Origin of the sequence: Hymenobacter sp. HDW8 (assembly GCF_011305775.1) — a bacterium.
GTDB classification, from domain to species: domain Bacteria; phylum Bacteroidota; class Bacteroidia; order Cytophagales; family Hymenobacteraceae; genus Hymenobacter; species Hymenobacter radiodurans.
On record NZ_CP049907.1, the window covers coordinates 3,021,904 to 3,038,045 of the forward strand.

The 16,142-nt window shown below is 57.0% G+C and carries 10 protein-coding genes; all 10 read left to right on the plus strand.

All coding sequences use genetic code 11. From position 1 onward, the window contains the following. The first annotated feature begins 7 nt into the window (after positions 1 to 7). The 10 genes from G7064_RS12865 to G7064_RS12905 all read left to right on the plus strand — a co-directional run bounded on the left by G7064_RS12865 (position 8) and on the right by G7064_RS12905 (position 16,092). A complete protein-coding gene (locus G7064_RS12865; protein WP_240935485.1) occupies positions 8 to 2,467 on the plus strand; it encodes a glycosyl hydrolase family 95 catalytic domain-containing protein in 2,460 nt (819 codons plus the stop codon). A gap of 57 nt (positions 2,468 to 2,524) precedes the next feature. Beyond that, on the plus strand, positions 2,525 to 3,484 hold the full coding sequence (locus tag G7064_RS12870) for a glycoside hydrolase family 43 protein (RefSeq protein WP_205711115.1): 960 nt from the start codon (positions 2,525 to 2,527) through the stop codon (positions 3,482 to 3,484). A gap of 52 nt (positions 3,485 to 3,536) precedes the next feature. Continuing rightward, positions 3,537 to 5,594 carry an alpha-glucuronidase gene (locus G7064_RS12875; protein ID WP_166073897.1) on the plus strand — a complete coding sequence of 686 codons (2,058 nt, stop codon included), beginning with the start codon at positions 3,537 to 3,539 and terminating at the stop codon, positions 5,592 to 5,594. A 303-nt stretch (positions 5,595 to 5,897) separates the two neighbouring features. After that, positions 5,898 to 7,754: a sialate O-acetylesterase gene (locus G7064_RS12880; RefSeq protein WP_240935486.1), complete on the plus strand. Its 1,857-nt coding sequence runs from the start codon at positions 5,898 to 5,900 to the stop codon at positions 7,752 to 7,754. A 403-nt stretch (positions 7,755 to 8,157) separates the two neighbouring features. Beyond that, complete coding sequence (locus G7064_RS12885; RefSeq protein WP_166073898.1) at positions 8,158 to 9,684, plus strand: xylulokinase; 1,527 nt, start codon at positions 8,158 to 8,160, stop codon at positions 9,682 to 9,684. Continuing rightward, positions 9,662 to 10,993: a xylose isomerase gene (gene xylA / locus G7064_RS12890; RefSeq protein WP_166073899.1), complete on the plus strand. Its 1,332-nt coding sequence runs from the start codon at positions 9,662 to 9,664 to the stop codon at positions 10,991 to 10,993. The genes G7064_RS12885 and xylA overlap by 23 nt, the downstream gene beginning before the upstream one ends. 85 nt (positions 10,994 to 11,078) lie before the next feature. Further along, the gene (locus G7064_RS22415) at positions 11,079 to 12,266 is read left to right on the plus strand and encodes a transketolase (RefSeq protein WP_240935487.1); all 1,188 of its coding nucleotides are present in this window, start codon (positions 11,079 to 11,081) and stop codon (positions 12,264 to 12,266) included. 44 nt (positions 12,267 to 12,310) lie between these two features. Next, complete coding sequence (locus G7064_RS22420; RefSeq protein ID WP_240935488.1) at positions 12,311 to 13,129, plus strand: transketolase-like TK C-terminal-containing protein; 819 nt, start codon at positions 12,311 to 12,313, stop codon at positions 13,127 to 13,129. 198 nt (positions 13,130 to 13,327) lie between these two features. Beyond that, positions 13,328 to 14,911, plus strand: a complete 1,584-nt coding sequence (locus G7064_RS12900; RefSeq protein ID WP_166073901.1) for an alpha-N-arabinofuranosidase — start codon at positions 13,328 to 13,330, stop codon at positions 14,909 to 14,911. Between the two features lie 56 nt (positions 14,912 to 14,967). Continuing rightward, positions 14,968 to 16,092, plus strand: a complete 1,125-nt coding sequence (locus G7064_RS12905) for an endo-1,4-beta-xylanase (RefSeq protein ID WP_166073902.1) — start codon at positions 14,968 to 14,970, stop codon at positions 16,090 to 16,092. The last annotated feature ends 50 nt before the right edge of the window (positions 16,093 to 16,142 follow it).

A 16,142-nucleotide genomic window follows, 5' to 3' on the forward strand; every position in this document is an offset into this window, starting at 1 on the left:
GGCTTTTTTGCTCCTGCTTTGCTGGACTAGCGGGCCGTTGGCGGTAGCCGGGGGAAAGCCCGCGCCGACCCCGCTGCGGCTGTGGTACGACCAGCCAGCCGCCAACTGGAACGAGGCGCTGCCCCTTGGCAACGGCCGCCTGGGGGTGATGGTGTTTGGCGCGCCAGAACGCGAGCGACTCCAGCTGAACGAGGAAACTATTTGGGCTGGTGGGCCCAACAATAACGTGAAGGCCGACGCCCTGCCGGTGATTCGGCAGCTACGGACGCAGCTGCTGGCCAAGCAGTTGGTGGAGGCCCAAGCGTTAGCCCAGAGCCAGATGCAGCCTGCCGGCAACAGCGGAATGCCCTACCAAATGGCTGCCAACCTATATGTGAGTTTTCCCGGCCACGAGCAAGTCACGAACTATCGGCGCGACCTGGATATCGGCCGCGCCGTGGCCTCGGTCAGCTACCAGCTGGGGGGCATTTCTTACCGGCGCGAGGTGTTCAGTTCTCTGCCCGACCAAGTGATAATCCTGCGCCTTACGGCCAGCCAACCGGGCAAAATTAGCTGCCAGCTTGGCGCGGAAAGCTTGATGCAACATACCCTGCGCACCGAAAACGATCAGCTGGTACTTGATGGCCGCGGCAGTGAGCACGAAGGGCAGGAGGGTAAGATTCGCTTTCAGACGCGCGCGCAGGTTGTGGCCGATGGCGGTACCGTGCAAACCACCGATGCAGGCATTCGCATTGAGCGCGCCAACAGCGCCACGCTCTACATTTCCATCGGTACCAACTTCAACAACTACCACGATGTAAGCGGCAACGCCGCAGATCGGGCTACCGCCTACTTGACGAAGGCCGTAGGTAAGCCCTACCGGCAGGCGCTGGCCGACCACATAGCAGCTTATCAACGCTACTTCAACCGCGTGACGCTGAACCTAGGGGTGACGCCCGCGGCCCAGTTGCCCACCAATCAGCGCCTCGAAAACTTTGCGCAAGGTCACGACCCGGCACTGGCGGCGCTGTATTTTCAATATGGTCGCTATTTGCTTATCAGCTCGTCGCAGCCGGGCGGGCAGCCGACCAACCTGCAAGGCATCTGGAATGACCAGCTGAAAGGGCCTTGGGACAGCAAGTACACGGTGAACATCAACACCGAGATGAACTACTGGCCAGCCGAAGTCACTAATTTGACCGAGCTGCATCAGCCCTTGTTTGCGATGCTTAAAGACCTGAGCGTGACTGGCCAGCAGAGCGCCCGCCAGATGTACGGGGCCCGGGGCTGGATGCTGCACCACAACACCGATATCTGGCGCATCACGGGGCAAGTCGACCCGCCCCAGTACGGCCTCTGGCCCATGGGTGGGGCCTGGCTGAGTCAGCATCTCTGGGACCATTACCAGTTCACTGGCGACGAGCAGTTTCTGCGCGAATATTACCCCGTGCTCAAGGGGGCGGCCACCTATCTGGTAGATGCCTTGCAAGAGGAACCGACCAATAAGTGGCTGGTGGTGGGCCCTTCGGTGTCGCCCGAAAACACGTATTCGCTTCAGGGTAAACGTATTGCGATTGTGGCCGGCACTACAATGGATAACCAGTTGGTGTTCGATCTATTCTCGAAAACTATCCGGGCTGCCGAGCTGCTCCGCCTCGATCAACCATTTGCTGATACCCTGCGCGCCCTGCGCGAGCGGCTGCCGCCCATGCATATCGGGCAGTATGGGCAGGTGCAGGAATGGCTGCAAGATGTGGACGACCCCATTGATAAGCATCGCCACATTTCCCACCTGTACGGGCTGTACCCAAGCGGCCAAATTTCGCCCTACCGCACACCCGCCTTATTTGAGGCCGCTCGCACCACGCTCACCCAGCGGGGTGACGCATCTACGGGCTGGTCGATGGGCTGGAAAGTGAATTTTTGGGCCCGGATGCAGGATGGCAACCACGCCTACAAGCTCCTCACGGAGCAACTGCGCTTACGCTCTGGCGCGGGCGGCAACTCGGGCGAAGGCGGCGGTACGTATCCTAATCTGCTCGACGCTCACCCTCCGTTTCAGATTGATGGCAACTTCGGATGCACAGCCGGCCTAGCGGAGCTGCTGGTACAGAGCTACGACGGAGCCATTGATCTGCTGCCAGCCTTGCCCGACGCGTGGCCGACGGGCGAAGTAACGGGCTTAGTCGCCTGCGGTGGATACGTGGTGGACCTTGCCTGGAACCAAGGCAAAATCACGCGTGCACGCATTACTTCGCGTCTGGGGGGCAATTGTCGGGTGCGGGTGCATAGTCCAGTGGTAACTGCTGGGCGCACCAAGCTGAGCCCGGCGCAGGGCGACAACCCCAACCCGTTTTATCAGACTCCCGCCATAAAAGTCCCCCAGGTATCCGAAAAAGCCCCCCGGCGCCAGTCCGTACTGCCAGCGTCGTTTGTGTATGATTTTCAGACCAAAGCCGGTAAAACCTACGAATTGCGAGCCCAATAACCTGTCAGCTACTACTTCCAATCCACTACTCCGCCCCTCAAGCCTGATTTTATGAGAATGAGCCTTCGCCTATCGGTTATCGTCTTGCTGATCCTAGCAACTGCGACTGGCCTGCTAGCGCAAAACCCCATTATCCGCGACGTATTTACCGCCGACCCAGCCCCGCTAGTGTATCGCGATACGCTGTTTCTCTACACCAGCCACGATACGGCCTCGGTGAAGGAAACCAACTACAAAATGCCCGACTGGCGCATCTATTCTACCACCGACATGGTGCACTGGAAAGACTACGGCAAGCGCCTCTCGCCCCGCACCTTCGCCTGGGCTACCGGCGACGCCTACGCCGCACAATGCGTGTACCACAATGGTAAGTTTTACTGGTTTGTATCCACGTTTCACAAGAAAGACGACAACAGCCAGGGTGGCGCGGCCATCGGCGTAGCCGTGTCGGATAGGCCTACCGGGCCATTTAAGGATGCCATCGGCAAGGCTCTCATTGTGAATGAGATGACCAAGGACAAGCCCCACGCCTGGGACGATATCGACCCCACCGTTTTCGTGGACGACGATAAGCAGGTGTATATGTATTGGGGCAACTTAAGCTGCCGCTGGGTGAAGCTCAAGGATAACATGACCGAGCTGGACGGCCCCATCAACGTGATTACGCCCAAAAACTACATTGAAGGCCCCTGGGTGTACAAGCGTAAAAAGCTGTACTACCTAGTGTACGCCAGCGAGGGCACCAAGCCCGAAATGATTGAGTACTGCACGGCTCCCAGCGCCGCCGGCCCGTGGACGTACCGGGGCATTATTCAGGAAAACGTACCCAATAGCTTTACCACCCACCCCGGCATCATCGATTACAAGGGCAAGAGCTACTTCTTCTACCACAACGGCTCCTTACCGACCGGTGGCAGCTACCGCCGCTCCATCTGCGTGGACTACTTGTACTACAACAAGGACGGCACCATCAAGCCCATCGTGCAGACGACCAAAGGCGTCGCGCCAGTGAAGTAAGGGATTTGGGGCACATTGCTCACCTCTACCACAGATCTCCACATTCCACGCTATGAAAAACATCTTTCTTATCACCCTGCTGTTCCTAAATGCGGCTCTCAGACTGCGCGCCGAAGACGGGCACCAGCTTTGGCTCCGGCCGCAGCGGGCCGCGCCGGTCAAGGTAGTGGCGGCCGGCAAGAGCTCGGCCCTGCTCGCTACCGCCCGGCAGGAGTTGCAACAGGGCTGGCAGGGCGGCGCGGGCGCTACCGTGACGCTACGTATTGTGAAAGACAAAACCATCAAGTACGACGGGTTTCGCCTGGGGCCTACCAGCGTGCGAGCGCTCACCGAGGCGGGCCTACTCTACGGGGTGTATGAGTTGCTGCGGCGCCAGCAAACCGGCCAGCCCGTGCAAAACGACCTGCTCAATCCATCCTACGAGCACCGCCTCCTTAACCACTGGGACAACCCCGATGGGTCGGTGGAGCGGGGATATGCCGGGCAGTCCATCTTTTGGCGCAAGGATAGCGCCCTGGTATCGACCAGCCAGGACAAAACCCGGTGGCAGAAATACGCCCGCGCCAATGCCTCGGTGGGCATCAACGGGGCCGTTATCAACAATGTGAATGCCGCTCCACAGATCCTTTCGGCCGAATACTTGGCCCGCGTGAAGGCTATTACCGACGTGCTGCGACCGTACGGCGTCAAGACCTACTTGGCGGTGAAGTTTTCCTCGCCGGTGCTGCTCGGAGGCCTCAAAACCGCTGACCCGTTGGACCCGGCAGTGGTGAAGTGGTGGCAAGGCAAAACCAAGGAAATTTACCGACTAGTGCCCGATTTTGGGGGCTTTCTGGTGAAGGCCAGCAGCGAAGGCCAGCCCGGCCCCCAAGACTACGGCCGCACTCACGCCGACGGCGCCAACATGCTGGCCGACGCCGTGCGGCCCTACGGCGGCCTGGTAATGTGGCGTGCCTTCGTGTACAGTCCCAACGATAAGGACCGGGCCAAACAGGCCTACAACGAATTTGTGCCCCTGGACGGTAAATTCCGCGACAATGTCATCGTGCAGGTAAAGAACGGTCCGATTGATTTTCAGCCGCGCGAGCCGTTCAGCCCGCTCTTTGGGGCTATGAAGAAGACCTCTGTAATGCCTGAGTTTCAAATCACGCAGGAATATCTGGGACATTCTATCGACCTGGCGTTTCTCGCCCCCATGTGGGAAGAGTGCCTGGGCAGCGACACCCACCAAGCCGGCCCCGGCAGCACAGTGGCCCGCTGCACCGATGGCAGCGTGTACCCGCAAAAGCATACGGCCATGGCTGGTGTGGCCAACGTGGGCCTCGATACCAACTGGACCGGCCACGACTTTGCCCAGGCCAACTGGTACGCCTTCGGCCGCCTGGCCTGGAACAATCAACTGAAAAGCGCTCAGATTGCCGATGAGTGGTTGAAATTGACCTTCGGTGGACCGACTACCGCCGCTGATTGGAACACCAACTTTTTGCCCCCCGTAAAGCAGTTGATGCTGGATAGTCGGGAAGCCGTCGTGAATTACTCGATGCCGCTGGGTTTGCACCACATCATGTCGGCCACCCGCGGGCACTACGGCCCTGGGCCGTGGTGGGCTCCGCCCAAAATGCGCGCCGACTGGACTCCTCCCTACTACCACCAAGCCAACGCCAACGGTGTGGGCTTCAACCGTACCAAAACCGGTAGTGACGCGGTAAGCCAATACCACGAGCCGCTGGCCACTCAGTTCAACAACCCAGCTACTTGCCCCGATGAGTACCTGCTGTGGTTTCACCACCTGCCTTGGGATTTCAAGATGAAAAGTGGCAACACTTTATGGAGCGAGCTGTGCGCGCACTACGATAAGGGCGTGCAGCAGGTACAGCAGTTCCAACGTACCTGGGACCAGGCCCAGCCCTACGTCGACGCGGAGCGGTTTGCGGCAGTGCAGAATAAGCTGCGCAGCCAAAGTGGCAATGCCGTGCAGTGGAAAGACGCTTGTTTGCTGTACTTCCAGCAGTTCAGCCGTATGCCCATTCCTGCTTCCATCGAGCCGCCTATGCATACCCTGGAGTCAGTTATTGCCAACGACATGCGGCCCAGAAGATCGACTGAATGATTTTAAACGAAACATGGTCAAGCAGAAGGGCGGAAGCTTCCGAGTAGTTTTTCTTCTGTTGTGGCCCTCAGGCTTTATCATTTAAATACTTCCTTTTGCTGTAGGCACCGACTACCCAGCGAGTTGAACCTTACACGTTTTAACAGCAGTCACATGATGCATACCCTTTTTTCTGGTTCCTTATTGCCATGGCGCACTCCTCTGGGCCGGGGTACGATATTGCTCGCGCTACTAGGCAGCTGCCTAACTGGCCCTACCGAAACAAACGCCCAGGTGCGCTTGCCCAGGCTTGTCAGCGACGGTATGATACTCCAGCGTGATACCAAAGTGAATATCTGGGGCTGGGCCGCGCCCAATGAGAAGGTCGCCCTAAAGTTCAATGGCAAAAAGTATCAGGCAACAACGGGCGCAAATGGCAAATGGCAAATCGGCTTGCCCGCTCTGAAAGCTGGGGGACCTTATCAGCTGGACATCACGGCCAGCAACCACATTACGCTGAAGGACGTGTTGGTGGGCGACGTGTGGGTGTGCTCGGGGCAGTCGAACATGGAAACACCCATGAGCCGCCTGCGCGACCGGTTTCCGGAGGAAGTAGCCACAGCCAACAACCCCCGCATCCGGCAGTTCACGATGCCCACGAGCTATTCCTTCAAAGGTCCCAAAGACGATATAATGGGCGGAAACTGGGTCAGCGTGAGTCCGCAGAGCATTGGGCAATTTTCGGGCGTGGCGTACTTTTTTGCCAAGGACCTCTACGCTAAGTATCAGGTGCCCATTGGGTTGATTAAAAACGCCATAGGTGGCTCCCCGGCTGAAGCTTGGCTGAGCGCCGAGGGCCTTAAGCAGTTTCCGGCCTACCAACAGCAGGGCGCGCAATACAAGGACAGCGCGCTAGTGGCTAGTATTCAGCAGCGCGACCAGGCCGCCGGCCGCGCCTGGCAGCAGCGCCTCTATAAGGCTGATCGGGGCCAGGCGCCCGGCCAAACCAAGTGGTCGGCACCCGACTACGACGCCACGGGCTGGGCCACCACGGGCGTGCCCGGCTTTTGGGCCGACCAAACACCGCTAGGTCAGGTAAATGGCGTAGTATGGTTTCGCAAAGAAGTGGAGGTGCCGGCCGCTATGGTCGGCAAGCCCGCCCGCCTAGAATTGGGCACTCTCGTCGATGCCGACTCCACCTACATTAATGGGCAGCTAGTAGGCTCTACCGGCTACCAGTACCCGCCCCGCAAGTACGATTTCGGCCCCGGCGTGTTGAAGCCGGGCAAGAACATCATTGTGGTGCGTCTCATCAGCAACGGCGGGCGCGGCGGCTTCACGCCCGACAAACAGTACCAGCTCAGCGCCGGGGGGCAAATTTTGGATCTGCGCGGCCCTTGGCAGTACAAGCTGGGCGCCACGCTGCCGCCCGCGCCCGGTAGTACCTCCTTCCAGAATCAGCCTGGGGGGCTTTTTAATGGCATGGTGGGGCCGCTGCTGCCCTACGCCATCAAGGGCGTCATCTGGTTTCAGGGGGAGTCCAACACGGGCAAGGCGCAGGAGTATCAGCAGCTTTTCTCGGCCGTAATCAAAGACTGGCGCCAGCAGTGGCAGCAGCCGACGCTGCCGTTTTTGTACATACAACTCGCCAACTTTATGGCTACCCGGCCCCAGCCCGGCGAAAGCGGCTGGGCCGGCGTGCGCGACGCTCAGCGCCAGACCTTGCAGGTGCCAAACACGGGCATGGTCGTCACCATCGACGTGGGCGAGTGGAACGACATTCACCCGCTGGACAAACAAACCGTGGGCAAGCGCCTAGCTCTGGTTGCCCGTCAGGTAGCCTACGGTGAGAAAAAGCTGGTAGCCTCCGGGCCGCTGTACCAAGCTATGCAAGTGAGAGACGGTAAGGCAATACTCCAGTTCACTAGTGTGGGAGGTGGTTTGGTGGCCAAAGGTGGCGAGCCACTAAAGCAGTTCGCCATAGCTGGCGCTGATAAAAAATTCGTGTGGGCCCAGGCCCGTATTGAGGGTAATACAGTCGTCGTGTGGCACGACCAAGTACCAGTGCCTGCATTCGTTCGCTACGCCTGGGCTGACAACCCGGAAGGTGCCAACCTTTATAATAAGGAAGGATTACCGGCTTCTCCTTTTGAGACCACGGTCGCGCCAGCTTCGCCTTAATCGTTATTGAATAACTTAGGGATTGTGTACATAGCTCATTTGCAAATGGTACTATTCTGTAAGCTTTCCTGCTTAAATAGTCATCTACCTGAAAGCGTTGCGTTTGACTATTTGAAGATATTTTACGAAATAAAATTGTTGTTCTTTTTCCTATCGCAACCGTTTTCGGAAACGGTTGCGATATTTTTATTCGCAATCCAAGGTTTTTTGGCCATATTTATAAAGTCAGTAATCGAAGCTTGTAGTGTATATTCGGATACCGAACTGCCAAGAGGCTAATAGTAACCCCCCGTTAGTCTTGTAAGATAGATCGTTGTTGAATCTCTTGTGAATTGAACTTTACCGTACACAAGGGTTGATTGCTCCGCGCTAACCTATCCTTCTTTTTAATCCCATCCCACCCATGAAATACCTGCTCGGGTACGATATAGGCAGTTCATCCATTAAAGTTGCCTTACTCAGCATAGACACCGGCAAGTGCGTGGCCAGCGTCACGTCGCCGAAGAAGGAAATGGAGATAATGGCGGAGGTAGTCGGCTGGGCGGAGCAACGGCCCGAACGCTGGTGGCAGGAAGTGGTGAACGCCACCCGTGAGTTGAAAAGCGAGTACGGCTTCGACGCTTCACTGGTGGCCGGCATCGGTATTACCTATCAAATGCACGGCCTTGTGCTGCTCGACAAAAACGGTAAGGTGTTGCGCCCCGCCATCATTTGGTGCGACAGCCGCGCCGTAGACTTTGGCAATCAGGCGTTTGCAGAGCTAGGAGAGGAGTATTGCCTCCAAAACTTCCTGAACTCGCCTGGTAATTTCACGGCCTCTAAGCTTAAATGGGTAAAGGAAAACGAGCCCGCTATCTACGAGCAGATTTATAAAATCCAGCTGCCCGGCGACTACATCGCCTACCAGCTCACGGGCCAGATGCAGACGACCGTATCGGGCTTGTCGGAAGGTGTTTTCTGGAATTTTCGGGAGCAGGCAGTCGCCCAGGATTTACTCGATTATTACGGCATCAGCCGCGACCTGCTACCCGAGGTAGTCGACACATTTGCCCCCCAGGGCCAGCTCACGGCCGAAGCGGCTTTAGAATTAGGACTACACGCGGGCACGCCCATCAGCTACCGCGCCGGCGACCAGCCCAACAATGCCTTCTCCCTCAACGTATTGCAGCCCGGCGAAATAGCCGCCACAGCCGGCACATCGGGCGTCGTGTACGGCATCACCGATCAGCCCGCGTCCGATCCGCACTCGCGCGTGAATGCGTTTGCCCACGTGAACAGCACGATCGAGCAGCCACGCAATGGCGTGCTGATGTGCATGAACGGCACGGGTATTTTGAATAGCTGGCTGCGCAAAGTAGTAGGCGAAATGCCCTATGACCAGATGAATCAGCTGGCCGCGCAAGCGCCGGTTGGATCGGAGGGGCTGCTGTTTTTGCCCTTCGGTAATGGCGCCGAGCGTATTCTGGAAAACCGGCCCACCGATGCTGAACTGCGCGGCTTGAGCTTCAATATCCACTCGCAGGCCCACGTACTGCGCGCCGCCCAGGAGGGAATCGTCTTTGCATTGAACTACGGCATGGACATCATGCGCAGTATGGGCGTACAAGTACAAAAGGTGCGCGCCGGCAACGCCAACATGTTTCTGAGCCCAGTGTTCCGCGAAGCTTTCGTAAACACCGGCAACGTGACCCTGGAACTCTACAACACGGACGCTGCCCAAGGTGCCGCCCGTGGCGCCGGTATTGGAGTAGGCGTATACGCCAGCCCAGCCGAAGCTTTCGGCAGCTTGGAGCGCATTCTGACGCTGGAGCCTACGCCAGAGCTGCAAACCCAATATCAATCGGCCTACGCCCGCTGGCATAAGGTCCTTACTCAACAGATTCTTTCAACCACAACCACCCAGACAGATGTCGTCCAACACTCTTTCTAAAACGGAATTCTTTAAAGGCATTGACACCATTCGCTTCGAAGGACGCGAGTCAGACAATCCGCTAGCCTTCAAATGGTACGACGAGAACCGCGTCGTGGGGGGCAAAACGATGAAAGACCACCTGCGCTTCGCCGTATCGTATTGGCACACCTTCACCGGCACGGGCGGCGACCCATTCGGGCCTGGCACTAAGAGCTTTGCCTGGGACTCGCACCACGAAATCATCAACCGCGCCAAGGATAAAATGGATGCGGCCTTTGAGTTCTTCACTAAGCTCGGCACGCCGTACTACTGCTTCCACGACATCGACCTGGTAGACGAAGGTGATTCGCTAGCTGAGTATGAGCGCAACCTGCAAGCCATTGTCGACTATGCCAAGGAGCACCAAGCGGCTAGCGGCATAAAGCTGCTGTGGGGCACGGCCAACGTATTTTCGCACCCGCGCTACATGAACGGCGCCAGCACCAATCCTGATTTTCAGGTAGTAGCCCACGCCGCCACGCAAGTGAAAAACTCCATGGACGCGACTATCGCGCTGGGTGGAGAAGGCTACACGTTCTGGGGTGGCCGTGAGGGTTACATGACCCTGCTCAACACCAATATGAAGCGGGAACTCGACCACATGGGGCGCTTCCTCAGCACGGCCCGCGACTACGCACGCAAACAAGGATTCACTGGCAAGTTCTTCATCGAGCCCAAGCCCGCCGAGCCTACCAAGCACCAGTATGATTTCGACGCGGCCACGGTTATTGGCTTCCTGAAAGAGTACGGCCTGGAGAATGACTTCATGCTGAACCTGGAAACCAACCACGCCACGCTGGCCGGCCACACTTTCCAGCACGAGCTGCAAGTAGCCGCCGATGCCAACATGCTCGGCAGCATGGACGCCAACCGCGGCGACTACCAGAACGGCTGGGATACCGACCAGTTCCCGAACAACATCAACGAGTTGACTGAGTGCATGCTCATCATCCTGGAGCACGGCGGTATCAAGCCCGGCGGTATCAACTTCGATGCTAAAACGCGCCGTAACTCCACGGATCTGGAGGACATTTTCGTGGCCCACATAAGTGGCATGGATACGTTTGCCCGCGCTCTGGTAACGGCCAATGATATTCTGGAGAAGTCGCCTTACCGCAAGTTCCGCACAGAGCGCTACGCTTCGTTTGACTCTGGCGACGGTGCTGCTTTTGAGAAAGGCCAGTTGAGCTTAGAAGACCTGCGCACTATTGCCCATAAATCGGGCGAGCCCGTGATGAAGAGCGGTAAGCAGGAGTGGCTGGAAGCTATTATCAACCAATACATCTAAAACGAGTAAAACCGAACCGGCTGGCTGCTTGGGTGGGAATTTTTGTGGCCGGCCGGGGACGTTTTACAACTTAATGTAGCGCAGTATGATTGATCAGCAGATATCAGTAGAAGAGCAAAGTGTAAGCACCATCCGCCTCTTGTCGGTGGATATGGTGCAGAAGGCTAATTCCGGCCATCCGGGTTTGCCGCTAGGGGCCGCGCCTATGGCATACGTGCTGTGGTCGCGGTTTTTGCGTTATAATCCGCAAGACCCCGCTTGGCCCGACCGGGACCGGTTTGTGTTGTCGGCGGGCCACGGCTCGGCGCTGCTGTATAGCCTGCTGCATCTGTACGGCTACGATTTGCCGCTTGAGGAACTCAAGAACTTCCGCCAGCTGCACTCCAAAACGCCAGGCCACCCAGAGTCCAACATCACGGCGGGCGTGGAAGTAACTACAGGTCCGCTGGGCCAGGGCTTCGCCAATGGCGTGGGTATGGCTATGGCCGAGGCTCATTTGGCTGCCATGTATAACAAGGAAGGCCACGAAGTAGTCAACCATTACACCTACGCTATTGTGAGCGATGGTGACCTGATGGAAGGCATTGCGGCCGAAGCTGCTTCGCTGGCTGGCCACCTAAAGCTGGGCAAGCTCATCTACCTCTACGACGACAACGACATCAGCCTCGACGGGCCCACCAGTCTGTCTTACACCGAGGACCCGTTGATGCGCTTTGAGGCCTATGGCTGGCATACCCAACGCGTGATGGACGGCAACGACCTAGACGGTATCGAGCAAGCTATCCGCGCGGCACAAGCAGAAACGGACCGGCCTTCCCTGATTTCAATTAAGACTATTATTGGCTACGGCAGTCCGCAGAAAGGTACTAGCAAAGTGCACGGCAGCCCATTAGGCGACGAAAATGTGCGCAAGGCCAAGGAGTTTTTTGGTTGGAACCCAGACGAGTCGTTTGTGGTGCCTGATGAGGTGCGCCAACACTTGGCAGAACCCGGCCAGCGCGGCGCTCAGCTGCAGCAGGAGTGGCAGCAAAAGTTTGAAGCCTACCAACAGCAGTTCAAGCAGGAAAGCGAGCTGTTCCTAACATCTTTTGCCAGCGATCTGCCCGCTGGTTGGGACGCGGAGCTGCCCGTTTTCTCGCCCGCCGACGGTGCTCTGGCTACCCGCCAAGCGTCGGGCAAGGCGCTGGGTGCGTTGAAAAAAACGATTCCCTTCCTCTTCGGCGGCTCCGCCGACTTGGCTAGCTCCAACGAAATGCCCCCGGCGGCGACCTGAGCTTTCAGCCGGGTAGCTATGAGAAAACGAACATCTGGTTTGGCGTGCGCGAGCACGCCATGGGTGGCGCCCTCAACGGCATGTCGCGCCACGGCGGCGTGCGCGTGTACGGCGGCACCTTCCTCACCTTCTCCGACTATATGCGGGGGGCAATTCGCCTCACTGCCCTAGCCGAATCGGCCGTTACGTTTGTCTTCACCCACGATAGTATCGGCTTAGGTGAAGATGGACCTACGCACCAGCCGATAGAGCAGGTGGCCGCGCTGCGCACCATTCCTAACATTATTGTGCTGCGCCCTGCCGACGCTAACGAAACGATAGAGTCGTGGCGCGTTGCCATGACCAAGCCGGCTTCGCCCGTGGTGCTTATTTTGTCGCGCCAGAAGCTGCCCACCTTGGATCAAGAGAAGTATGGCTCCGCGCGCGAAGGTGTGGCCAAAGGCGCTTACATTCTGAGCGAAGCTGATGGTGGCAAACCTCAGCTCATCCTTATTGCAACCGGCTCGGAAGTGTCGCTGGCTATGCAAGCCCAGCAGGAGCTGCAGAAGCAAGGCATTGCGGCGCGAGTCGTGAGTATGCCGAGCTGGGAACTGTTTGAGCAGCAGGATAAAGCTTACCAGCAGCAAGTGCTGCCGCCGGCCGTGCGCAAGCGCGTTACCATTGAAGCTGGTTCGCCCATTGGCTGGCACAAGTACGCGACCGACGAAGGCACCGTGATCAGCATGAATCGTTTCGGTGAGTCGGGTCCGGGCGAGGAGGTAATGGCCATGTTTGGCTTTACGGTGGAGAATGTGGTGGAGAAGGCCAAAGCATTGCTGGAAGATAAGCCTGCCGAAACCGAGCCCAAGGAAATCCTTTCGTAAACCTTAAAAGTGGTTAAATAATAAGCCGGCCGTCATGCAGAGCGGAGCGAAACATCTTGCTCACGCCGTTAGATTACTAATCTGACATCAGCACGCGAGATGCTTCGCTTCGCTCTGCATGACGGCCGGCTTATTATTTAACCATTCTAACTCAATGACCAAATTGCATCCGAACCGACCGCTGGGGGCTTTTTTGAGATGGATACGCCACGTGCTGCTCTGCGCAAGTGGGGGAGAAAAGCCGGGCTCCTAGCCGGGCTCGGACTTGGCTTAACTATTCATGCCACCGCCCAAACGGTGCAGGTAACGGTGCAGCCCGGCGACCCGAAGCTGCAAATCAGCAAGCACATCTACGGGCATTTTGCTGAGCATTTGGGCCGCTGTATTTACGATGGCTTTTGGGTTGATGAAAAGCTGAACGTACCCAAACAGGGCCGCATCCGCATGGATATCGTGGAGGCGCTGCGCAAGATTAAAGTGCCCAATCTGCGCTGGCCCGGCGGCTGCTTCGCCGATACCTATCATTGGCGCGACGGCGTGGGCCCCACAGCCCAACGGCCTAAGATGCTGAATATGTGGTGGGGCAACAACCTGGAAGACAACAGCTTTGGGACCCACGAATTTCTGGAATTATGCAAACTGCTAGGCACCGAGCCCTACTTAGCTGCCAACGTGGGCAGCGGTACGGTACAGGAAATGGCCGGCTGGATGGAATACCTGAACTCCAACGACGACACGCCGCTCGTGCTGGAGCGACGCAAAAACGGCCACCCGGAGCCGTACAAAGTGACGTGGTGGGGTATTGGAAATGAAAGCTGGGGCTGCGGCGGCAACATGACGGCCGAATACTACACCGATGTGTATAAGCGCTACGCCACCTTCGCCCACAACTACCCCGCCTCGCCGCCGCTCAAGAAAATCGTGAGCGGAGCCAATGGCGACGACGCCCACTGGACAGAGACGTGCATGAAAAACATTCCGCTTAACCAGATGTGGGGCCTCACCCTGCACCAGTACACGCTGCCCACCGGCAGCTGGACGGGCAGCAAGGGTAAAGCCACCGGCTTCAACGAGCAGGAGTACTTCAACACCATGAAGAACTGCCTGAAAATGGAAGCCGTGGTGACCAAGCACGCCGCCATCATGGACAAGTATGACAAGGACAAGAAGGTCGCCTTGCTGGTAGATGAGTGGGGCGTGTGGACCGATGTGGAGCCGGGTACTAATCCTGGCTTTCTGTTTCAGCAAAACTCCCTGCGCGACGCGCTGGTAGCCGGCACCACGCTCAACATCTTCAACAACCACTGCGACCGGGTGCGGGGGGCAAATTTGGCCCAAGCAATAAATGTGCTGCAAGCCCTCGTCTTGACCGATAAGGAAAAGATGCTGCTCACGCCCACTTACCACGTCTTCGACTTGTATCAGGTGCACCAGGATGCTCAGTATCTGCCCCTACAATTCACCAGCCCCGACTATGTGATGGGCAACGACAAAGTGCCGGCCCTGAACGCTTCCGCCTCCAAAGATGCCAGCGGCGCGGTGCACATCTCACTGGTAAACCTGGATACCAAAAAGACCCTGAAGCTGGAAACTGCTCTGCCCGGCGTTATCTGGAAAAACGTGACCGGCCGGATTCTGACTTCGGCTAAAGTCAATGATTACAACAGCTTTGATAACCCCAATAAAGTGAAGCTGGGGGGCTTTTCTGGTGCTAAAAAGCGCGGCGGAAATCTAGCCGTAGAGCTACCGCCCCAATCGGTAGTAATGCTGGAGCTGAAGTAACAACTTCTTGATGCTACCATAATCCGTATCTATTTCTCCGTTGATATTACGCTTCCATGAGCATCAAAAAAACCTTTACATACGCCGTACTGACTAGTGTTTCGCTCGGCTTTATCCAGAAGTCTGAGCCAACCTTAAAGGACGCGTTCAAGCAAGACTTTTACGTTGGTGCCGCGCTCAACTACAAGCAGGTTAATGGTCAGGATACCAAGGCCATTGCGTTGATTAAGCAGCAGTTCAATACAATCAGCCCCGAGAATTTGCTCAAGTGGGAAGCAGTTCATCCACAGCCAGATAAGTATAATTTCAAGCCTGCTGACGATTATGTAAAATTCGGTCAGGAGAACAAGATGTTCATCGTGGGGCACACGCTCATGTGGCACCAGCAAACGCCTAAGTGGGTGTTTGAGGATGCGACTGGCAAACCAGCAACGCGAGAGGTAGTACTGAAGCGTCTGGAAGATCACATCAACATCGTAGTAGGGCGGTATAAAGGCAAAATCGGGGGCTGGGACGTCGTAAATGAAGCTATCGACGATCAGCAGGGTGACTTGCGCAAAACCAAGTGGCTCGAAATTCTGGGCGAAGATTTTGCCGCCAAAGCCTTCGAGTACGCCCACAAAGCCGACCCTAAAGCGGAATTGTACTACAACGATTACAGCCTCTACCGTCCTGAAAAGCGGGAAGGCACAATCAAACTGGTCAAAAGCTTGCAGGCCAAAGGCATTAAAGTGACGGCTATTGGCATGCAGGGCCATTACGGCCTAACAAAGCCTAGCATTGAGCAGATAGAAGAGAGTATCGTCGCGTTCTCCAAGCTTGGTGTAAAGGTCAACTTCACGGAACTGGACATTGATGTGCTGCCCAACCCTAGCCGGCGCCAAGGCGCAGACATCGCCGAGACGTTTGCCACCGACGCGAAGTACAATGTGTATACGACCGGTCTGCCCGACTCCGTACAGCAAAAGCTGACGAAACGCTATGCTGACTTATTCACCCTCTTCCGCAAGCACCGCGATGTCATTGATCGTATCACCTTGTGGGGCGTAACGGACAACGATTCTTGGCTAAACGATTGGCCCATCAGAGGTCGCACCAGCTACCCATTGTTGTTTGACCGCCGCTACCAGCCAAAGCCCGCTTTGCAGGCCGTAATGCAGACAGCAAAGAGCAAAATGTAGAACATGGGGCGGGAGCTAGCCTTGACCTTCAGCTCTGCCTCCTTCCACCC